Origin of the sequence: Marinomonas sp. UCMA 3892, from assembly GCF_012726345.1 — a bacterium.
GTDB lineage: Bacteria > Pseudomonadota > Gammaproteobacteria > Pseudomonadales > Marinomonadaceae > Marinomonas.
This window is the reverse complement of record NZ_PTXN01000004.1, coordinates 240,695-261,390: the sequence shown is the minus strand read 5'-3', so window position 1 is coordinate 261,390 and position 20,696 is coordinate 240,695. Positions and strand designations below refer to the sequence as shown.

Annotated in this window: 17 protein-coding genes; 11 read left to right on the top strand and 6 right to left on the bottom strand. The window is 43.6% G+C overall.

Annotated features, from left to right (window positions below):
- Positions 1 to 27: 27 nt before the first annotated feature.
- On the bottom strand, positions 28 to 1,356 hold the full coding sequence (gene dprA, locus B6N13_RS07770) for a DNA-processing protein DprA (RefSeq protein WP_169459022.1): 1,329 nt from the start codon (positions 1,354 to 1,356) through the stop codon (positions 28 to 30).
- 233 nt (positions 1,357 to 1,589) lie between these two features.
- On the opposite strand from dprA, the gene def reads away from it, so the two are divergent.
- The 7 genes from def to gmhB all read left to right on the top strand — a co-directional run bounded on the left by def (position 1,590) and on the right by gmhB (position 9,066).
- Positions 1,590 to 2,105 (top strand): peptide deformylase, encoded by a 516-nt coding sequence (gene def / locus B6N13_RS07765; protein WP_048814174.1) that lies wholly within the window; start codon positions 1,590 to 1,592, stop codon positions 2,103 to 2,105.
- Between the two features lie 85 nt (positions 2,106 to 2,190).
- A complete protein-coding gene (fmt, locus tag B6N13_RS07760; RefSeq protein WP_169459021.1) occupies positions 2,191 to 3,189 on the top strand; it encodes a methionyl-tRNA formyltransferase in 999 nt (332 codons plus the stop codon).
- Positions 3,186 to 4,574: a 16S rRNA (cytosine(967)-C(5))-methyltransferase RsmB gene (gene rsmB, locus B6N13_RS07755; RefSeq protein ID WP_169459020.1), complete on the top strand. Its 1,389-nt coding sequence runs from the start codon at positions 3,186 to 3,188 to the stop codon at positions 4,572 to 4,574. The genes fmt and rsmB overlap by 4 nt, the downstream gene beginning before the upstream one ends.
- A 433-nt stretch (positions 4,575 to 5,007) precedes the next feature.
- Positions 5,008 to 6,381, top strand: coding sequence for a Trk system potassium transporter TrkA (gene trkA / locus B6N13_RS07750; protein ID WP_011977852.1), 1,374 nt, complete (start codon positions 5,008 to 5,010; stop codon positions 6,379 to 6,381).
- A gap of 104 nt (positions 6,382 to 6,485) precedes the next feature.
- A complete protein-coding gene (locus B6N13_RS07745; protein WP_011977851.1) occupies positions 6,486 to 7,934 on the top strand; it encodes a TrkH family potassium uptake protein in 1,449 nt (482 codons plus the stop codon).
- Positions 7,935 to 7,973: 39 nt separating this feature from the next.
- Positions 7,974 to 8,447, top strand: coding sequence for a Cys-tRNA(Pro) deacylase (ybaK, locus tag B6N13_RS07740; protein ID WP_011977850.1), 474 nt, complete (start codon positions 7,974 to 7,976; stop codon positions 8,445 to 8,447).
- 61 nt (positions 8,448 to 8,508) lie between these two features.
- Positions 8,509 to 9,066, top strand: a complete 558-nt coding sequence (gmhB, locus tag B6N13_RS07735; RefSeq protein ID WP_169459019.1) for a D-glycero-beta-D-manno-heptose 1,7-bisphosphate 7-phosphatase — start codon at positions 8,509 to 8,511, stop codon at positions 9,064 to 9,066.
- Between the two features lie 76 nt (positions 9,067 to 9,142).
- Here gmhB and B6N13_RS07730 read toward each other — a convergent pair whose 3' ends face one another.
- The gene (locus tag B6N13_RS07730) at positions 9,143 to 10,273 is read right to left on the bottom strand and encodes an MFS transporter (RefSeq protein WP_169459018.1); all 1,131 of its coding nucleotides are present in this window, start codon (positions 10,271 to 10,273) and stop codon (positions 9,143 to 9,145) included.
- 174 nt (positions 10,274 to 10,447) lie between these two features.
- On the opposite strand from B6N13_RS07730, the gene B6N13_RS07725 reads away from it, so the two are divergent.
- From B6N13_RS07725 to B6N13_RS07715, 3 genes are all read left to right on the top strand, one after another.
- The gene (locus B6N13_RS07725) at positions 10,448 to 11,368 is read left to right on the top strand and encodes an AraC family transcriptional regulator (RefSeq protein WP_169459017.1); all 921 of its coding nucleotides are present in this window, start codon (positions 10,448 to 10,450) and stop codon (positions 11,366 to 11,368) included.
- Between the two features lie 139 nt (positions 11,369 to 11,507).
- Positions 11,508 to 13,649 carry a TonB-dependent siderophore receptor gene (locus B6N13_RS07720; protein WP_169459016.1) on the top strand — a complete coding sequence of 714 codons (2,142 nt, stop codon included), beginning with the start codon at positions 11,508 to 11,510 and terminating at the stop codon, positions 13,647 to 13,649.
- 45 nt (positions 13,650 to 13,694) lie between these two features.
- Entirely contained in the window at positions 13,695 to 14,447 is a 753-nt protein-coding gene (locus B6N13_RS07715; protein ID WP_348981530.1) for a siderophore ferric iron reductase, read from the top strand.
- 77 nt (positions 14,448 to 14,524) lie between these two features.
- On the opposite strand, the gene B6N13_RS07710 is transcribed toward B6N13_RS07715, so the two are convergent.
- Positions 14,525 to 14,938, bottom strand: coding sequence for a helix-turn-helix domain-containing protein (locus B6N13_RS07710; protein ID WP_011977844.1), 414 nt, complete (start codon positions 14,936 to 14,938; stop codon positions 14,525 to 14,527).
- Positions 14,939 to 15,021: 83 nt separating this feature from the next.
- Here B6N13_RS07710 and B6N13_RS07705 point away from each other — a divergent pair, with 83 nt between their 5' ends.
- Positions 15,022 to 15,867 (top strand): SDR family oxidoreductase, encoded by an 846-nt coding sequence (locus B6N13_RS07705; protein ID WP_169459014.1) that lies wholly within the window; start codon positions 15,022 to 15,024, stop codon positions 15,865 to 15,867.
- A gap of 83 nt (positions 15,868 to 15,950) precedes the next feature.
- On the opposite strand, the gene gyrB is transcribed toward B6N13_RS07705, so the two are convergent.
- The 3 genes from gyrB to dnaN all read right to left on the bottom strand — a co-directional run bounded on the left by gyrB (position 15,951) and on the right by dnaN (position 20,680).
- A complete protein-coding gene (gene gyrB / locus B6N13_RS07700; protein WP_011977842.1) occupies positions 15,951 to 18,374 on the bottom strand; it encodes a DNA topoisomerase (ATP-hydrolyzing) subunit B in 2,424 nt (807 codons plus the stop codon).
- Positions 18,375 to 19,481: a DNA replication/repair protein RecF gene (gene recF / locus B6N13_RS07695; RefSeq protein WP_169459013.1), complete on the bottom strand. Its 1,107-nt coding sequence runs from the start codon at positions 19,479 to 19,481 to the stop codon at positions 18,375 to 18,377. It lies immediately after the preceding gene.
- A gap of 101 nt (positions 19,482 to 19,582) precedes the next feature.
- On the bottom strand, positions 19,583 to 20,680 hold the full coding sequence (gene dnaN / locus B6N13_RS07690) for a DNA polymerase III subunit beta (protein ID WP_011977840.1): 1,098 nt from the start codon (positions 20,678 to 20,680) through the stop codon (positions 19,583 to 19,585).
- Between the last annotated feature and the right edge of the window lie 16 nt (positions 20,681 to 20,696).

Sequence of the window (20,696 nt, the reverse complement as noted above, 5' to 3'; positions counted from 1 at the left end):
GCCTGACGAGAAGGTCTGTCATTGTCGTCAGCACCGGAAATACAAACCTTCTCGATTCTCTATACAACCAAACAACTCTAATTCCATTAACACCTGCATCATCAATCCAGCGTCTATTTTACTGTGGCGAATTAAGGCATCAAAATCCATCGGTTGTGCTTCTTGTTCCATAATGGCAATAACTGCCTTGGCATTATCTGAAGTAGATTCCGGTAAAGCATGAACTTGATTTGACACTAAGACAGGCATACTTTCAGCTGTTTGATTTCTATTGTTGGACAGCGGATTTTTAGTGTTCTTTTCAGCAGCCGAGCTTTTAACCCTCTTCGTTATATTAACGCTTTTCGTTATAGGAGCAGAGGGCAAGGACAGATCTGAACACTCGGCTAAAATATCATCCACATGACGAACCAAGGTTGCACCTTGTCGAAGTAATTGATGACAGCCTTCTGACTGTGGATCAATCAAACGACCGGGCAAGGCGAACACTTCTCGGTTTTGTTGGATTGCATAACTGGCACTGATCAAAGAACCACTTTTAAGAGAAGCTTCTGATACCAACACGCCCATACTTAAACCACTGATAATTCGATTCCGCGGCGGAAACAGGTGAGGTCGTGGACTAGTTGATAGTGGGTATTCACTTATTAATGCGCCGCCTTGCTCTAGTATTTCTTCAAACATCTGACGATTATGATGCGGGTAACGGTGAAATAAGCCAGTTCCCATTACCGCAATAGTGGGTGTTGTCTTGTTATATAATGCACCTTGATGCGCTGCTGTATCGACTCCCATCGCGCCGCCACTCACTACGCAAACACCACTAGCCGATAATTGCTCGGCAAATTGAAAGGTGGCATCTCTTCCATAACGCGTACATTTTCGCGCTCCCACAATACCGACTTTTGGTAATGCCAAGGTGTCTCGGTTTCCTTCTACATAAAGAAACGCCGGCGCGACGGAGATCTCTTTTAATGCCTTAGGATAGTGTTCGTCTTCTTGTAGTACTAAGTGGTGATCAGCTTCTTCCAACCAAGCCAATGACTCGTCACGCTTGGCTTCTTGTTCTTTGGTGAGTATGCCATTGGAAAAATAATCCATGGCCTGACGCGCCGTAATCTCTGGCCACTTTAACGCGATCAACAAATCATAAGTTATCGTCTCTGAAGGACTCGTGTCGCTTAGTTCTTCATTACTAAATAAGGGTAAGTTTTCAGCATTATCCATTGATGCATGATAATCAAATTGACTGAGATAAGTATAAAGACGCGAGAGTCGAGATGGGCCAATGCCCGATAAAAAACTTAAACATAACCAATCGGTTTTCGACAAACCCGAGACATTAGAGGTAGACATGATAAGCGGCTTCCTTGAGTGTTAAACATGGACATTCCTTGCCCAAACCATTACTTAAAATACAAAACCAAGAGCGAATAGTCATTGACTATAGAAGCTATTCAATCATATTGGCCAAAAAACCGCCATGAGAAGACTGCTCAACGGCTAGACTTGCGTTACAATAGAGACAATGAAAAGAGTAGGAGAGAACGTCTCCGCTCATGAACAAAGACACATCGTTGGAAAAGATCATGGCTGTTTTAACTGTACTTGAATACCCAGACAAACGCTTACGCAAAATTGCTAAGCCAATTACCAAGTTCACTGATGAGCTACAAACCAAAATCGATGACATGCTTGATACCATGTATGACGAGAATGGTTTGGGCTTGGCGGCGACACAAGTGGATTATCACCACCGTCTTGTCGTGATGGATTTTTCAGAAGAACGTAATGAGCCGATCGTTTTTATTAATCCTGAATTCGAAGTATTAGACGACGAACCAAATGAATTCCAAGAAGGCTGCTTGTCTGTTCCTGGTTTTTACGAGCACATTTATCGTGCTGCAAAAGTAAGAGTCAAAGCATTAGACCGCAACGGCAAACCATTCACGTTGGAAGTCGATGAGCTAATGGCAGTTTGTGTTCAACATGAAGTTGATCATCTAGACGGTAAGCTTATGGTCGATTATTTAACGCCTCTAAAACGTAATCGCATTAAGAGCAAATTAGAAAAAGCCCATAAGCTAGCTCAAAAACAAGGCTAAGAAGACGACTCTTTTTAGCCAATAGATCATTAATACTCGTATTATAAAATCAGGCTTTGGCCTGATTTTTTGTTAAGGAACCTTTATGCCAACCTCACCACTTCGTATTGTTTTTGCTGGCACACCTGAATTCGCTGCTGCCAGCCTGCAAGCACTTTTAACAAAGATGAAAGATTCAAACGCTGAAAACCAGTATGAGATCGTCGGCGTTTATACTCAGCCAGATCGTCCAGCAGGCCGTGGTCAAAAGCTGGTTCAGAGTCCTGTTAAGCAACTTGCTATCGCTAACGACATTCCTGTTTATCAGCCGTTAAATTTCAAACAGGATGAAGACAAGGCGCAACTCGCAGCATTAGAAGCCGATCTTATGATTGTCGCCGCGTACGGAATCATCCTGCCAAAAGTCGTATTGGATACACCTAAGTTTGGTTGCATCAACGTTCACGCTTCTTTACTTCCTCGCTGGCGCGGTGCAGCTCCTATCCATCGGTCCTTGATTGCTGGCGATGGCGAAACCGGCATCACCATAATGCAAATGGATGTTGGCTTGGATACTGGCGACATGCTGTTAAAAGCATACTGTGATATCAAACCAACAGACACCTCAGAAACATTGCACGATCGTTTGGCTGTTCTTGGTGGCAGCACACTGATTGAAGCTCTAGAAAAATTCAAAGCCGGAACATTAGTTCCTGAGCAACAAGATGAAAGTCTTACTTGCTACGCCGCGAAACTCACCAAGCAAGAGGGCGATGTGAACTGGTCATCTTCGGCAGAATTGATCGAGCGTCAAATTCGCGGTTTATCTCCTTGGCCTGTTGCTTACACCAACAGCCTTGCTGGTGTAATGAAAATCCATGCGGCACACATTGCCAGCGTAAGCGATGAAGCTTCCACACCAGGCGATATTTTGGTGGTTAGCAAAGAGGGCATTATCGTTGCCACAGGGCAAGGTTCTATCCTTATTACTGAGATCCAATTTGCGGGCGGCAAGCGCATGAAAGTGCAAGACGCCCTAAACGGTAAAAACAAAGCCGCCCTAGAAATTGGCCAACGCCTTGGACTTATCGAGCAAACAGCATGAACCACGACAATAGCTTCCCATCCAACACAAGTCAGTCTAGCAAAAGTACTGGGCAACAAAGCGCTCGCCAAGTTGCGATTAAAGTCATTACTAATATCCTACTTCAACAGGGTTCGCTTAGTACGCAACTGGCTCGTCATCAACTAGACGTAGCAAGTGAACATGCGCCAATGCTTAAAGAGTTATGCTTTGGTGTGTGTCGTCAGTATCCAAGATTAAACAGCATTGCCTTGCATTTATTGGCGCACCCTTTTGAAGAAAAGGACACAGATTTATACGCTGTCTTACTTTTAGGTTTGTATCAATTAACTTACATGAACACACCTGATCATGCAGCAGTAAACGAAACAGTAGAAGCGTGCCGGATCTTAAATAAAGACTGGGCAACCAAGTTAATGAATGCGGTACTACGCCGTTACCAAAGAGAGGCTGACGACATAGTTGAGATTCTAGAAACTCAACCTTCTGTAGAATTCAACATGCCGAAATGGCTAGTGAAGCGTTTTAATAAACATTGGCCTGAGCATCTTGAAGAAATTATTGAAGCCAGCAACACACATCCGCCGATGTGTATTCGCGTAAACGAGAGTCTCGTTTCACGTGAAACATACAAGGAGCAACTTCTAGATTTGGGTATAAATACAGAAAAAGGCGAGTTTTCAGATTCAGCTTTATACCTAAAAAATGCCGTTCGAGTAGGAGAGCTACCAGGTTTTGATGATGGGTATGTTAGTGTTCAAGATGAAGCAGCTCAGCTTTCAGCACATATTTTATCGCCCAAAGCAGGCGAAAAAGTATTGGATGCTTGCGCAGCACCTGGAGGAAAAACAGGCCACTTGTTAGAGAAAGCCAATTCTGCAGGACTAAGCTCAATGGAACTAACTGCCGTTGAACTAGAATCTTGGCGCATGGAAAAAATCGAATCCAATTTAGAGCGCCTTGGCTATTCGGCGCAACTGATTTGTGCGGATGCTAGCGACCTTGATGCATGGTGGGATGGCGAACATTTCGACAAAATTCTACTCGACGTTCCTTGTACTGCGACAGGTGTTATTCGTCGTAACCCAGATATTAAGATCAATCGAAAGCCAGCCGACATTGATGATCTCGTTATCATCCAGCGAGAGATTCTTAACAAGGTTTGGACAACGTTAAAGTCTGGTGGCTTCATGTTGTACGCAACTTGTTCTTTGATGCCAGAAGAAAACGAACAACAAATCCAGCACTTCTTAGCAAACCAAGAAGACGCGAAAGAAGTCGCACTAAATTCTTTGGCGGCGGATCTTGCAGTAGAGTGGGGAATTCCTGTTAGTCACGGTCGACAATTATTTCCGCAAGCAAATGGTCACGATGGTTTCTACTACTGCCTTCTTCAAAAAGCTTAAGCCGTCCTAGTAAATAGAAATAAAAAACAGATACAGATACAGATACAGATACAGATACAGATACAGATCATATCAAGCAAACGACTGAAATATAGGTCGTTTTATAAAAATGCCCAATACATTGTTTCACATGAAACACAGTTTGTTGGGCATTTTTTTGCGTCAAATTAATATTATTCCTTGCTGGTTGCGAACTTGCCTCTCAGTTTCAACACTCGATAAGTAACAAAAAAAATCTCATTACATGATCATCCAAAATAATTACGAGTATTTATCAAGTTCAAGTTAAATAATTGTCCTTATGTGGGTAAACTTGCTCTACTTGATTCGAGCAAAAAATATGCATGCTCGATTGATCACACGACTCAATTTTGACATTTAAATTAATACACTAAACAAAGAGCCGAAAACAAATCACGCTCTAAGGCAGACTATGAAAATCATCATTATAGGCGCGGGGCAGGTTGGCGCCACGCTTGCGGAAAACTTGGCAAGTGAAGATAACGATATTACCGTCATTGATACAGATTTAACCCGCCTTAGAGAACTGCAAGATCGTCTCGACATTCAAACGGTTGAGGGCAGTGGTTCACATCCTGCGGTACTAGATCAAGCTGGTTGCAACGATGCCGACATGCTGATTGCGGTGAGCAACCAAGACGAAACTAATATGATCGCCTGCCAGATTGCTCATACCTTATTTAAAACACCGACTAAAATAGGTCGTGTCCGTTCTAGCGCTTATGCAAATTATCCAGAACTCTTTGTTGATTCAGCCATTCCTATGGATGTTCGTATCAGCCCAGAAAAAGAAGTAACTAAACATTTAAGCCGTTTGATTCGTTATCCAGGCGCTTTGCAGGTTATGGAATTTGCGGAAGGTAAAGTACAGCTAGTTGTAGTCAAAGCGGAAAAGGGTGGTCCACTGATAGACCAACCAATCAGCTTCTTGAAAGAACACATGCCATCAATCCAAACTCGTATTGCAGCGATTTACCGTGATGGTAAATCTATTTCTCCTGACGGCAACACACAAATCCGTGCCAACGACGAAGTCTTTTTTCTAACGGCTCAACGAGATGTATTAGATGTGATGAGTGAATTGCGTCCATTGGATGTTCCTTATCGACGCATCATCATCGCTGGTGGCGGTAACATTGGTGAGCGTTTGGCACAGAGTTTAGAAAAAGAATACCGCGTTAAAATCATCGAACGTGATCCTGAACGCTGCCGTTATTTGTCTGAAACTTTGGACAACACCATAGTACTAAACGGCGATGCATCTAAGCAGGAATTACTGCTTGAAGAAAACATCGAATCCACAGACGTATTCTGTGCGTTAACCAATAACGATGAAGCCAATATCATGTCTTCCATGCTGGCAAAAGTACTCGGTGTTCGCACAGTTATGACCATCATCAATAACCCAGCTTACGTAGACATTGTTCAAGAAGGCATGATCGACATTGCGATTTCGCCACAACAAACCACTATAAGTTCGCTACTAAGTTATATCCGACGCGGAGACGTGGTAAACGTACACTCGATGCGCAAAGGTGCCGCAGAAGCATTAGAGGCGGTCGCACACGGTGATTATCGTTCTTCAAAAGTCGTTGGTCGCAGTATCGCCAATTTGAATTTGCCTGAAGGCGCAACTATTGGCGCCATCGTTCGTGAAGACGATTTGATTGTTGCCACCAGCGAATTGGTGATCCAAGCAGAAGATCACGTCATCATTTTCGTGACCAACAAAAAACAAATCCCAGCGGTTGAGCAGCTCTTCCAAGTGGGTTTAACCTTCTTTTAATTTGAACGCTTTTTAGCAAAAAATAGAAGCCAATCTCAATTAGCTTCATCTAATTTTTAACAACAGCTCGACATAAGAATAACGTCGGGTTCTAGGAAGCAAGTATGCATTTTAGTGTTATTTTACGTGTCATCGGATTATTGGTAATGGTATTTAGTGTCTCGCTGATTCCACCCATTATCGTTTCTTTGATTTATTCTGATGGCGCACTTAATGCGTTTCTTTATGCGTTGGGCGTAAATTTATTAGGTGGCTTTCTTCTATGGTTCCCAGTTCGGAATGAACGTGGGGAGTTAAAAATTCGTGACGGTTTCTTAGTCACTGTGCTTTTCTGGACTGTACTAGGCTTGTTCGGTTCGGTGCCTTTCTTCTTAGCTGAAACGCCAGACTTAACCTTTACCGATGCCTTGTTCGAATCTATTTCTGGACTCACTACTACAGGGGCAACTATCCTCACTGGCATTGATGCTTTACCTCAATCAATTCTGTTTTATCGCCAGTTACTTACTTGGTTAGGTGGCATGGGTATCATCGTATTGGCCGTTGCCATCATGCCGATGTTGGGTATCGGTGGTATGCAGCTGTATCGCGCGGAAACACCGGGGCCCGTAAAAGATACTAAACTCACGCCACGAATTGCCGAAACAGCGAAAGCACTTTGGTACATTTATGCGACCTTAACCAGCGTTTGTGCCTTGGGTTATTGGATCGCCGGAATGAGTTTGTTCGATGCGATTTGTCATAGTTTCTCAACAGTGGCTATTGGTGGGTTCTCGACTCATGATGAGAGTATTGGTTATTTCAATAGTGTCGCTATTGAGATGATTTGTACCTTCTTTATGATTGTATCTGCGTTCAACTTTGCTCTGCATTTCTACGCTTGGCGTCACAAAAGCGTGTGGCATTATTTTAAAGATCCGGAAGCGCGTTTCTTTTTATTGATACTTTCCAGTACGGTTATCTTGGCGATTCTCGTACTCGCCATGACGTCGACTTACGATTGGAGTACCTCGATACGCTATGCAGTATTTGAAAGTGTATCTATCGCGACAACGTCCGGTTTCAGTACATCAGACTTTGCTAGCTGGCCGCATTTCTTACCCTTCTTATTGATCGTTACATCGTTTGTCGGCGGTTGTGCAAGTTCAACTGGTGGCGGTATGAAGGTAATTCGTATACTCCTTATCCTCAAACAAGGTATGCGAGAGATCAAACGTTTAATCCACCCAAATGCTGTTATTCCAGTTAAGGTTGGCGGCAAGGCCATTAATGAAAGAGTTGTGTCTGCGGTATGGGGATTCTTCTCAGCGTACTTATTGGTTTACGTAGTACTAATGATTGGCCTAATGGCAACAGGGTTAGATCAGGTAACAGCATGGTCTGCGGTTGCTGCGACATTAAATAACCTAGGTCCAGGTTTGGGTGATGTAGCTTCCAGTTTCACCAGCGTCAGCGATCCTGCAAAATGGATGCTGTGTTTTTCTATGTTGTTGGGCCGTTTGGAAGTATTTACCTTGTTGGTATTATTCACACCAATGTTCTGGCAAAAATAGAAAGCACTAAAAATTAGATAACACGTAAGGATTAAAATAGTGACACCGGCGATTAACCAACTTAAAAAACTGAAGATTGCGTTTAGTATTCACGAATATGAACACGATCCACATTGTTCTAATTTTGGCGAAGAGGCCGCAGAGAAACTCGATCTCGATCCTGCTTGTGTGTTCAAGACTCTATTAGTCACCGACGACAAAAACACCTTCGTTACCATTGTGCCAGTGACAGGTACCTTAAATTTAAAACGAGCGGCTAGTGCACTAGGCGTTAAAAAATTGCACATGGCAGACGTGAAAGATGCAGAGCGCCTTACTGGTTATTTGGTTGGCGGTATCAGCCCAGTAGGGCAAAAGAAAAGCCTCATCACTTGTATTGACCAAAGTGCGCAGGCATTTGAAAAAATCTATGTCAGCGGCGGACAGCGAGGACTGGATATCGGCCTAGCGCCAAATGATCTTAGCCGCGCCTGTCGTAACGCCATCTTCGCAGCGATTGGTGAAGCAAAATAACGCTCAACATCATGATGAAATAGCAACGAAACAAATAATATAATTCAAAAAAGGCATTCCCATGGCGCAAATTAAACCCATCATTCTATTAGACCGAGACGGCGTCATTAACCAAGACTCAGACGCTTATGTAAAATCTGTCGATGAATGGCAGCCGATTTCTGGCAGCATTAAATCCATTGCAGCCTTGTCCAAGGCAGGCTTTAAAGTCTTTGTGATAACTAACCAATCAGGCATTGCTCGTGGCTATTATGACGAAGCCACACTGCATGCCATGCACGATAAAATGACCATGCTAGTCGAAGCAGAAGGCGGTAAAGTGGATGGCATTCAATACTGCCCTCATGGCCCAGATGATAACTGCAACTGCCGCAAACCCAAAAGCGGTATGATTGAGGCGATTGAAGCAGAATTAGGTTTATCCTTCGAAGATCACCCAGCTATTATGGTCGGAGACTCTCTACGAGATCTTCAGGCAGGAAATGCTCGTGGTTGTTCACCAGTATTAGTTTTGACAGGAAAGGGCCGTGAAACACAGTACAAGACGATAGACTTCCCATTCAGCGTCTACACCGATCTTGCGGCATTCACCATTGCGACACTGCACAAATACAGCTAACCGAATATAGAGAATTTATAATCTAAAAAATACCTTGTTAGTAGACATTCACTAACAAGGTATTCAGATGCAATAGCTAACTGCCACGCGTCATTCCAGCCAATCTTTGCCAGCTAAACGCTATTAATAACGCTAGAACCAATAAAAGATACGGGAACGCTGCGGCACTAAAAAGCTCGATAATTGGCCCAGTTAACGACGGAGCCACCAAAGCACCTAATCCACAGCATACAAAAACGTAACCCGTGCGTTTGCCATTGAGCGCCATAATGCTGTTGGCATAGGAGAACAACATTGGAAAGAATGCCGAACACCCCAAACCCAGCCATAAGGCAATTACCACTAACGAAGCATCAGAAAAAATCATCATCAAACTTCCGCTGAAACTCACTACCAGCAAACCATAGATGCCTTGTCGAGGCGTAATCCAACGTAATAAAAATACCGAGAACAAACGACCCAACGACAAACTCACAAAGAACCAAGTAACCAAAATAGCCGCGGTATTTTGATCTTCACCAGACAGAACAGCATAAGTACTGATCCAACCAGCGATGGTTATTTCAAAACCCACATACAAGAAGATGACCATTAGAAATGCCAAAAATGTCGCTTTTTGTTTTGTCGCTGGAACTACTTCACTGGCTCTGACTTCGAAGGTTGGACTCGGTTGTCGCCATAACAACAATGGCAGTAACAAAGCGTACAGCGCCACCATCCAATAGCCTGCACCATAACCATGCCCCGTCCACTGAGCGAACACCAAAATCAAAGGTGCAAGCATAGATCCAGCACTGTGACACAAATGCAAAATGGTGACATAAGAGCCAACTTTTTCTTTATGCAGCCACAGCATCATCATATTGCCACCCGCATTAGCCGATACTTCTGTCGCGCCTAGCAAGAAAAACAGCACAATCAACATAGATAAACTGGTCGAAAAGGGCACCAGCACCAATCCGGTAATCATGCAGAGCAACATAACAATAAGATAATGATGACCTTGCCAGCGATCAAACATCCTCCCCGCCAACAAAGCGCCGAGAATATTACCAATAGCACGTGCAGTAAAAACAATTGAGATTTCAGCAACAGAGGCATCAATTAAATCGGCCAAGTAAATCAAACTCGGCCCCAGCAAACCCGCGACCGCGCCGACAGCAATAAACATGGCACAATACAGCGCAGTTCGAGTTAATTCCTTCATCGGGCAACATCCATTTTTAATATTATTTTTGAATGGTATAAAGATGATTTTGATTTAATCACGCAACTTGATTAATTAATAGCCACCAATAACAAAATCTCTAACAACCATAGAATCGATTGGCATTAAAAATAAAATAGATAATAATGATTATTATTTTTTATAAAGCGATTCATGGCTAATCAAGACAGACTTACTCGTATAGAAAAGGTTTTAGACTACATCCACGAAAATCTGGATGAGTCTATTCATGTATCTAGCTTAGCGGAAAAAAGCTGCTGGTCGCGCTGGCAGTTTCAACGAGTATTTGGTCAAGCAACTGGTCTTAGCGTAGCTCAATACATTCGGGAATTACGCTTAAGCAAAGCTGCAGAACTGTTACTATCGAGTAAAAATAGACATGTAGATATTGCGATACAGTGTGGTTTTGATTCGGAAATAAGCTTCTCCCGCGCCTTTAAACAAATGTTCAACTGTACCCCTAGAGATTATCGGCAACGTGGAAAACGTCATGGATTACGTACGCCATTACAATATAGATGTCCTAATAAAGCCCAGACAGAGACACCAAAAACATTCACTCAAATACGTATTGAGAGTCGCGATGGTTTCCACATTCAGGGCAGAAGCGCTTGGATTCGAGGACTCTTTTCAGCCTCTCCAAACTTTTCAGAACGTGTTCCACAACTTTGGTCTCAAGTTATTTCAGAAGTAGAGACAGTTACAAAAGGCTATCGTCCAATTGGCATTATAGACACTCAGGACCATACCCAACACCCAGATCAGATGCTTTATTGGGCCGGATACTTAGAGTCAATAAATACATCATCCCCAACCATTTTTAGTGGCGCTAACCCATTTAATACCACTCCATTAGATACAGTGAGGGTTCCACTTCAGGAATACGCCGTCATTCCCGTTTATGGGAAATCTTCAGCGGTTGAAAAAGCACTAGAGTGGTTTATCTATCAATGGCTACCTGAGTCCAATTATTACGGAGTACAGGGCTACGAATTAGAAGTTTACGAACCAGATTACGATCCAAACAGTTCGAAGAGCTATATGGAATATTGGCTTCCGATCAAGCCAAGATAACTTTTATATAATCTAATCCAATGATTTCTCCCTCTCTTCCTCTTACTGAAGATGCACCAAAAAGTTAAGTTTTATACTCCCAATAAAATTAAAATGAGATTCATTATCAATATTGTTTTATTCTATTCTCGGAGTTAACATGAAACCGTCTGTGCATTTCCAGCTCACTTTGCTTGCTTTAGCAATTACCTCAGTACCGTCTTACTCTCTCGCAGCTGATGCGTCAGAAGCAACAGATACAAGGTCAGAAGATCAATTAAGTGCATTAGTGGTAAAGGGACAGACTTATCGAAATACAGCGACAAAAACCCAATTAGATCCAGAAGAAACACCCCAAGCTATCTCAGTGATTGAACAAAGCTCACTACAACAAAGAGGCACGGAAACTGTTGCGGAAGCCGTTCGATACACCTCAGGTATTAACACTGAGTTACGTGGCGGTGCGGTAACACGTTTGGATTTTTTTAATATCCGAGGGTTCGAAAATGACAAAGCCTATTATGACGGACTGCAATTACTCTATAACGATTGGAACCTACAACCACAAATCGATATGGCAGCGGTAGAACAAGTAGAAGTATTCAAAGGCCCAACCTCAACACTTTATGGCGCTATGCCTCCTGGGGGCATGGTGAACCTCATTAGTAAAGCCCCTCAGTCTGAGAGCCAGCATAGTGTGGAATTAACCTTAGGTAGCGATAATAAACGCGAAACACAGATCGATAGTACAGGTGCCATTAACGACACAATGAACTATCGTGTCGTCGGTCTATTGCGAAAAAAAGACGGACAAGCTGTAACATCAGAAGAAGAACGCATCATGATAGCGCCCTCTATTGATTGGAGAATCAGTGAGAACACTATGCTTAACCTCAATCTGTATTATCAGAAAGATCCAAGCATGGGTATTTATTCTACCTTGCCATCAAAAGGCACCGTCTATAGCAGCATCAATGGAAAACTATCTTCAGATGCTTATGCGGGAGACACAAACTGGGAAACCTACGACAGAGATGTGCTTTTACTTGGCTATAAACTCGACCATAAAATAAATAATACTTGGAGCTTTCTTCAAAATGCTCGTTTCACTACAGCAAAAGTTTACCAAGAAAACACTTACTCTTCCTCTTTAGACAGTGATGAAAGAACTCTAAATCGTCGTGCTTACCTGACTGATGAAAAATCGGAGGGCATCAATATAGACAACCAATTTTCAGGCGTTTTTGATATTGGCAATGCCGAACATAATGTCTTGGTCGGCGTGGACTATCTAAAACTCAAATCTGACGTGATATACGAAGATGCCGTAGCGCCTAGCATCGATCTATATAACCCAAATCACGACCAGATTATTAGAGATAACCTTGATTTTGCTGGCTCTGGTTACAGCAGCGATTTCACTATCGACAAAGAACAAACTGGCGTGTACCTGCAAGATCAAATACGTCTTGATCAGTGGGTCTTTATTGCCGGTGGCCGCTACGATCAATTTAAAGCAACTGAAAAGGGCCGTAAATACGGAGCAGCGACCAATACCAAGGTCGATCAGAGCCAATTTAGTGGTCGAGCCGGCGCACTGTATGAATTTGATAATGGCCTAGCGCCATTCATAAGTTATGCCCAAAGCTTCGAACCTGTCACAGGCTCTGACCGCAATGGTAAAACATTTGATACCTCTACAGCTGACCAATGGGAAGCCGGGCTAAAATACAAAAAACGAGATATTACCGCCAGTGCGACCGCCTTTGAAATCACTAAACGTAATGTGCTTACCCGCGATCCAGACAGCACAGACTACAGCCAAAAAGTTCAAGTAGGAGAAATGCAATCTCGCGGTATCGAACTTGAGTTACAAAAAGCAATCACATCTGACATTACCGTAAAAGCCGCCTATACACTTCAAGACGTTGAAGTCACCAAAGACAACAGCGGCATAGAAGGTAATACGCCGGTTTGGGTACCCAAAAAGCAATTTAATACTTGGCTAACTTATACGCCAACCGAAGGAAGATTAGCCGGTACATCACTCGGTGCAGGCGTACGTTATGTTGGCCAAATGCAGCTCGACGCAGCAAATTCTAATACCGTACCGTCTTTTACATTGGTCGATTTATCCATAGGTTACGACTTATCAATGCTGTCTGCGCAATGGCAAGGAGCCAGTGTCAGGTTTTCGATGAGCAACGTATTTGATGAAACCTATTACAGCTGCTACGACGAATCCAACTGCTGGTTCGGAGATGAAAGAGCCTTCGAAGTCAGTGCACGATATGAGTTCTAAACATTTCATAGCACAACTTAGCAGCAATACTAGAGGTATAGAAAAATCGAAAGGCCTATAGATCGTCTTTTCAACATTGCAAGATCTTACATTGCTGTGCTGGATGGGCAAGAAAGTTTGTCTGATAAAAAACAAAGCACAACCAACTTATCAGCCAAAGAGCCAGAGCAAGCATTGCTTGTTTTACATGAAACACTACAAGAGGCGCACCCAGAAACGGGTGCGCCTTATTGGCGTATTCGATGTTGGGGGTTGGCTTGCTGGCAACCAATCTATCTGGCGATGATTTGCGTTTATCAGCTCAAAGCTGTGCCGTTGCGCTTGCAAGAAATAGAACAAAAGCAAAGTGGCGAGATGGTCGCTGGGTATTTTTTACCCGATGGAATGTGGCAAGAGGGAAGTCACGAGACGCTGATAAAAACAGCCAGTGAACAGCTCAATACGATGTTTCAATCCTTTGAAACAGCTCATGTTGATGCCTTTGGTGGAAGACCGGCACTGTATCAAGGTTTGCTTGCTGATCAGTTAATGAGTGCGTTAATTGCTATAAATAATTTGTTGCCCGATGAGCAAAAATACAGCCTAGAAACGGATTTTCAACTTTGGGCGCAGGAGATGAATTTGCCATTAAAAGCTCTTGCTGGGCTAAGTCAGCAAGAAACAGAAACACCTGTTTTTGTGCGTCATACTTGCTGCTTACACTTTCGCCGTGACGGCGGAGAACTTTGTTCCAACTGCCCAAGACTGCACACAAAAAGCGCCAAACAAAAACAGCAAAATACAATTAATCAACGGTGATAAAGGTAAGTGATTATTATAAATAAGCAATTTAGTGTGAGTACTCACTCTCAATTTAAATACTAATAAATATACATTTAAGACGCTAACTCTTCATTTCGTTGTGATTGTATAGCCAAAATATCGGTAATATTGTCTTCAATCCAATCAGCCAAACTAGCCACTCGAACGGACACTTCTAGCCCTAAATCCGTCAGACTGTATTCCACATGAGGCGGTACCACAGGATAAGAAGTACGTAACACAAAGCCATCTAATTCCAAGGCTTGAAGAGTTTGCGCCAGCATTTTTTCACTGACGCCTGATATCTTGCGACGCAACTCACTAAAGCGCTGTGTTTCACCGTCCTTCAGTGCGAACAATACCAAAACACCCCAACGACTGGTGACATGTTTCAAAATATCACGTGAAGGGCATTTGTCTGAAAACACATCGCCTTTATCAAATAAGCGCGACATGCCGTTCTGTGAAGTTTGTAAATTATTTTCCATACTTACCTTTTTGTACGTACTTACTAAAAGTTTGTTAGTGATTTATTCTACTTCCATCAACTTAAAACTCAAAGGAGAATATTATGATTTTAGTTACTGGCGCATCTGGCCAACTTGGTCGTCTTGTCATTGCTTCATTGTTAGAAAAAACAGCAGCAAGCAACATTATTGCCGCGGTTCGTAACCCAGAAAAAGTGGCTGATTTGGCAGAAAAGGGCGTACAAGTTCGTCAAGCTGATTACACAGACCAAAACTCTCTTGTTGCTGCAATGCAAGGTGTTGAAAAAGTATTATTAATCTCGTCAAGCGAAGTGGGCCAACGTACTGCTCAGCACAGCAATGTCATCCATGCGGCGAAACAAGCGGGCGTTTCCTTGCTGGCTTACACCAGTATTTTAAACGCGGAGAGCTCGCCACTCATCTTGGCACAAGAGCACGTAGCCACCGAAAATCTATTGGCAGAATCTGGCGTACCCTATGTATTACTGCGCAATGGCTGGTACTCGGAAAACTACACAATGGGCGTAGCAGGCGCACTAGAGCATGGTGTTGTTGGTTGTGCCGAAGATGGAAAACTGTCTACTGCAGCACGTGCAGACTATGCTGCTGCGGCCGCGGCCGTACTGGTTAAAGATGGACAAGCGGGCAAAGTCTATGAACTGGCTGGCGATAATGCTTTCACGTTAAGCGAATACGCTGCTGCGATCAGCAAGGTATCAGGCAAAACCGTCGCTTATCAAAACGTTCCTGAAGCGGAATTCACCAAAATCCTGGTTGGCGCAGGCTTGCCAGAAGGCTTCGCAGCCATCCTTGCGGACTCAGAAGTTGACGCGTCCCAAGGAGCCTTGTTCAGCGACAGCAAAGATTTATCAACGCTAATTGGCCGCCCAACCACGCAAATTGAAGACAGCATTAAAGCAGCGTTGTAGGTCTATACCGCAAATTTTTCTATAAAAAAAACGGTTAGAATTTTCACTCTAACCGTTTTTTTAGTAAGTAAACTCAGACTGAATTAAACGTCTAGGTTCGCTACGTTCAAGGCATTGTCTTGGATAAAGTTACGACGTGGTTCAACTTCATCACCCATCAAGGTGGTGAACATTTGGTCAGCCGCTACGGCGTCATCAATGGTCACACGAAGCATACGACGTGCATCTGGATCCATGGTGGTTTCCCAAAGTTGTTCTGGGTTCATCTCGCCCAGACCCTTATAACGCTGGATAGTCATGCCGCGAGACGCTTCTTTCATCAACCAAGATTTCATGTCAGAGATGGTTTTCACCGTTTCACGACGCTCACCACGTTGGATGTAAGATTCTTCACCAAACAATTCCGCTACGGTTTCAGACATAGCCACAATGCGTTTGTATTCAGGCGAGTTGAAGAAAGTCCCTTCAAAGCGGTAACGGTTAGACACGCCGTGAGACATGATGTCGACGACTGGAAGATAGATATTTCGCTCTTCGTCTTTTTCAACCGAGAAGTCAAAACGGAAACCCGTACGAGCATCTTGTGGCATTTGGCTACGAATAGCTTCAACCCACTCCATAACCGCTGCTTCTTTGGTTAAATCGTCTTGAGTCAATGGTTTGCAGTACAGAAGTTTACCCATTACATCTTTTGGATACACACGAGCCAAACGATCAACATCCGCTTCAATGTGAATGTAATCACGCATCAGTTTCGCTAAATGCTCACCTTGAATACCTGGAGCATCTTCGTTCACATGCATGTGAGCGCCATCTAATGCTACTTCGATCAAGTGTTGATCTAGTGCCGCTTCGTCTTTGATGTACTGCTCTTGCTTACCACGTTTGATTTTGAACAAAGGTGGTTGCGCAATGAAGATGTGACCACGTTCGATGATTTCTGGCATTTGACGGAAGAAGAAGGTCAAAAGCAGGGTACGAATGTGCGATCCATCCACGTCGGCATCGGTCATGATAACGATGCTGTGGTAACGCAATTTGTCGGCGTTGAATTCGTCACGGCCGATACCACAACCAAGTGCGGTAATCAGAGTGCCTACCTCAACAGACGCCAGCATTTTGTCAAAACGTGCTTTTTCGACGTTCAGGATTTTACCTTTCAGAGGCAAGATCGCTTGTGTACGACGATCACGACCTTGTTTTGCCGAGCCACCTGCAGAGTCACCCTCCACTAGGTAGATTTCGGAAAGCGCTGGGTCTTTTTCCTGACAATCGGCCAATTTACCTGGCAAACCTGCGATATCTAACGCGCCTTTACGACGAGTCATATCACGAGCACGACGCGCCGCTTCACGGGCACGAGCCGCATCAATCATTTTGTTAACGATGATTTTGGCTTCATTTGGTTTCTCTAGTAAGAACTCAGAGAAACGCTTAGTCATTTCTTGTTCTACTGCTGTTTTTACTTCAGAAGACACCAATTTATCTTTGGTCTGAGAAGAGAATTTCGGATCCGGTACTTTCACCGATACGATCGCGGTCAAACCTTCACGGCAGTCGTCGCCTGTTGTTGCCACTTTTTGCTTCTTCGCTAAACCTTCTTTCTCAATGAAAGTGTTTAGGGTACGAGTCAAAGCACCACGGAAACCAGCAAGGTGAGTACCGCCGTCACGTTGAGGAATATTATTGGTGTAACAATAAATGTTTTCTTGGAAGCCTTCGTTCCACTGCAATGCGACTTCTACGGCAATACCGTCTTCTAGGTCTTCGCGTTGGCACATGAAGTGAAAAATATCGTTGATTGGTGTTTTATTAGTATTCAAATGCTCAACAAAAGAACGCAAACCACCAGTGTAGTTGAAGAAATCTTCTTTACCAGTGCGCTCGTCTTTAAGTCGGATAGCAACACCTGAGTTCAAGAATGACAATTCACGTAGGCGCTTCGCCAAGATGTCATAAACAAACAATATGTTGCTAAAAGTAGCAGGAGAAGGTTTAAAATGAACTGTTGTTCCGGCACCGTCAGAGTCGCCAACGATAGCCAATGGTGCTTGTGGAACACCATGAGCGTAAAACTGTTCGTATACTTTACCATTTTTACGAATGGTCAAAGTAAGCGCTTCAGATAGGGCGTTTACAACTGAAACACCTACACCATGAAGACCACCGGAAACCTTGTATGAGTTATCGTCAAACTTACCACCAGCGTGAAGTACCGTCATGATAACTTCAGCGGCAGAAACGCCTTCTTCTTCGTGTATATCAACCGGAATACCACGGCCGTTATCCGAAACAGAAATCGATTCATCAGGGTGAATCAGTACTGTGATCGTGTCACAGTGACCAGCAAGGGCTTCATCGATGGAGTTATCCACGACTTCAAACACCATGTGATGCAAACCGGTGCCATCGTCAGTATCACCAATGTACATGCCAGGGCGTTTACGTACGGCATCTAGCCCTTTGAGCACCTTGATACTGGACGAATCGTATTTATTTTCACTCATTTAACTCTCCTGCAAACCTTTGCTCAATAAAGACAATTCACCATTAGTCATAGAAAATTGGCGAACGTCTGTTGTGTCGGCCCAAGTAAAATCCGTTGTATCAGGCTCGACACTGGTAATAAAAATTTGGCTGTTTAATGACTCCAACAACTGACAAAGTTTCTGTCTGTGGTTAGCGTCCAACTCAGCTGGTAAATCATCCACTAAAAATACCAGAGGGCGACCCATATCGATCAGTAGCTGTCCTTGAGCAATTTTTAACGCGGAAACAACAAGTTTTTGTTGCCCACGAGACAGCGTATCTAACGCATCACCCGTCGCCGTTTTCACACGTAAATCAGCTCTTTGTGGGCCTGTGTGCGTATAACCTAACTCGATATCTCGCTCACGTCCCGCTTCAACCGCCATGGCTAAATTTTTCTGTGCATCCCAGCCTTGAAAGAACTGTAAACTCACCGAAAGCTCTGTGGTTAATAGCGATAAAACCTTCACAAAATGCGGTGTTAACTTTTCAACATACGCTTTGCGAGATTGATTGACCTGCTCACCCAGTCGGATCAATTCCTGATCAAATGCCGCCAATAAACTGAGGGATATTTTACCACGTCTGAGCAAGGTATTCCGCTGTTTTAATGCTTTTTGCCAGCCTCGCCACGCCTGAATGAAGTCTTTATCAAAATGAAACGCACCCCAGTCGATAAATTGGCGTCGAATGCTCGGAGAACCCTCTAATAATCGAAATGCGTCAGGGTTAATTAGCTGTACAGGAAGACGTTCGGCAAGCTCAATAACCGATTGTGCACGCTGTCCTTGGATACGAACGTCTATCTGACCGTCACGATGATGCTGTAAACCGACACGGATCGGACTGCCTTGCTTTTGATGAAGCTGCGCAAAAACGATACAGGCATCGTTTTCGTGTTGAATATAGGTCTTGTGCTTGTGACTACGAAAGGAACGACCAAACGACAATAAGTGAATGGCTTCTAAAACAGAGGTTTTACCACTGCCATTTTTGCCAACAATCACATTTACTTGGGGCGAAGGTTCAAAGCGCACACTAGAAAGGTTGCGAACATGAGAGATGTCCAAACGCACCAGCGGCATAACTCTTAAACCTTAATCGGGGAAGGAAGACAACCCACTTGGCATTTTAGAAAACTAAATCGCCAAGCGGGTGATAGGTCTATCATCTATGTATGCGATGATTATAGACGCATCGGCATCACAACATATTGTGCTGCATGACTTTGTGCTTCTTCGATCAAGGCACTGCTGTTTGAATCATTCAATGATAAACGCACTTCTTGAGAGTCTACGACACCCAATACGTCTAACAAGTAACCCACATTGAAGCCCACTTCCATATTGTCACCTTGGTATTGCACCAATACGGATTCTTCGGCTTCTTCTTGCTCAGGGTTATTGGCAAACACTTGCAACATGCCGTTAGACAAAATCAAACGCACACCACGGTATTTCTCGTTGGAAAGAATCGATGCACGAAGGAATACTTGACGTAATTCCAAACGGTCAGCAATGACGATTTTTTCATTATTTCGAGGAATAACACGATGATAATCAGGGAATTTGCCATCAACTAATTTAGAGGTAAACACATATTCTGCTACTTTCGCGCGAATATGGTTTGTACCTATCGTTAGCTCAACAACTTCATCTGTATCATTCAGTAAGCGGTTTAGTTCCAAAACGCCTTTGCGAGGCACGATAACTTGAGTCAAATCACCGCTCACTTGAGCATCTTCCACAGCCGTCGCCAAACGGTGTCCGTCGGTTGCGACCACACGTAATTGGCCGTCTGCAACTTCAAGTAACATACCATTTAAGTAGTAACGAACATCTTGGTTTGCCATCGCAAAACCCGTACGGTCGATCAAGCGACGCACGCTATTTTGTGCGATAGAAACCGTTAAATCACCTTGCATATCTTGGATATTCGGGAATTCATCGGCTGGCAACGTAGACAAACTAAAACGAGAACGACCTGAACGAATAACCGCTTTTTGGTCATCCAAGGTGAACTCAATTACTGCACTGTCTGGTAAACTTTTGCAAATGTCCATTAGTTTACGAGCAGGCACGGTAATACGGCCTTCTTCGCACTCATCTAATGGCACATGACCAACCAATTCGACCTCTAAATCAGAACCGGTAAGCGTTAATAGTTGGTCTTTCACTTCCACCAACACATTGGCCAAGACAGGCATGGTTTGTTTGCGCTCTACAACGCCTGCCACTAGTTGAAGTGGCTTAAGAAGTGTCTCGCGGACGACTGAAAATTTCATTATTTTCCTCGTAAAC

Bases quoted from the DNA above. Each gene is read 5' to 3' on its own strand.
- dprA (WP_169459022.1), bottom strand. From the start codon at position 1,356: ATGTCTACCTCTAATGTCTCGGGTTTGTCGAAAACCGATTGGTTATGT.
- recF (WP_169459013.1), bottom strand. From the start codon at position 19,481: ATGCCGCTGGTGCGTTTGGACATCTCTCATGTTCGCAACCTTTCTAGT.
- def (WP_048814174.1), top strand. From the start codon at position 1,590: ATGGCTGTTTTAACTGTACTTGAATACCCAGACAAACGCTTACGCAAA.
- fmt (WP_169459021.1), top strand. From the start codon at position 2,191: ATGCCAACCTCACCACTTCGTATTGTTTTTGCTGGCACACCTGAATTC.
- dnaN (WP_011977840.1), bottom strand. From the start codon at position 20,680: ATGAAATTTTCAGTCGTCCGCGAGACACTTCTTAAGCCACTTCAACTA.
- trkA (WP_011977852.1), top strand. From the start codon at position 5,008: ATGAAAATCATCATTATAGGCGCGGGGCAGGTTGGCGCCACGCTTGCG.
- rsmB (WP_169459020.1), top strand. From the start codon at position 3,186: ATGAACCACGACAATAGCTTCCCATCCAACACAAGTCAGTCTAGCAAA.
- B6N13_RS07710 (WP_011977844.1), bottom strand. From the start codon at position 14,938: ATGGAAAATAATTTACAAACTTCACAGAACGGCATGTCGCGCTTATTT.
- B6N13_RS07745 (WP_011977851.1), top strand. From the start codon at position 6,486: ATGCATTTTAGTGTTATTTTACGTGTCATCGGATTATTGGTAATGGTA.
- B6N13_RS07720 (WP_169459016.1), top strand. From the start codon at position 11,508: ATGAAACCGTCTGTGCATTTCCAGCTCACTTTGCTTGCTTTAGCAATT.
- B6N13_RS07705 (WP_169459014.1), top strand. From the start codon at position 15,022: ATGATTTTAGTTACTGGCGCATCTGGCCAACTTGGTCGTCTTGTCATT.
- B6N13_RS07730 (WP_169459018.1), bottom strand. From the start codon at position 10,273: ATGAAGGAATTAACTCGAACTGCGCTGTATTGTGCCATGTTTATTGCT.
- gyrB (WP_011977842.1), bottom strand. From the start codon at position 18,374: ATGAGTGAAAATAAATACGATTCGTCCAGTATCAAGGTGCTCAAAGGG.
- gmhB (WP_169459019.1), top strand. From the start codon at position 8,509: ATGGCGCAAATTAAACCCATCATTCTATTAGACCGAGACGGCGTCATT.
- B6N13_RS07725 (WP_169459017.1), top strand. From the start codon at position 10,448: ATGGCTAATCAAGACAGACTTACTCGTATAGAAAAGGTTTTAGACTAC.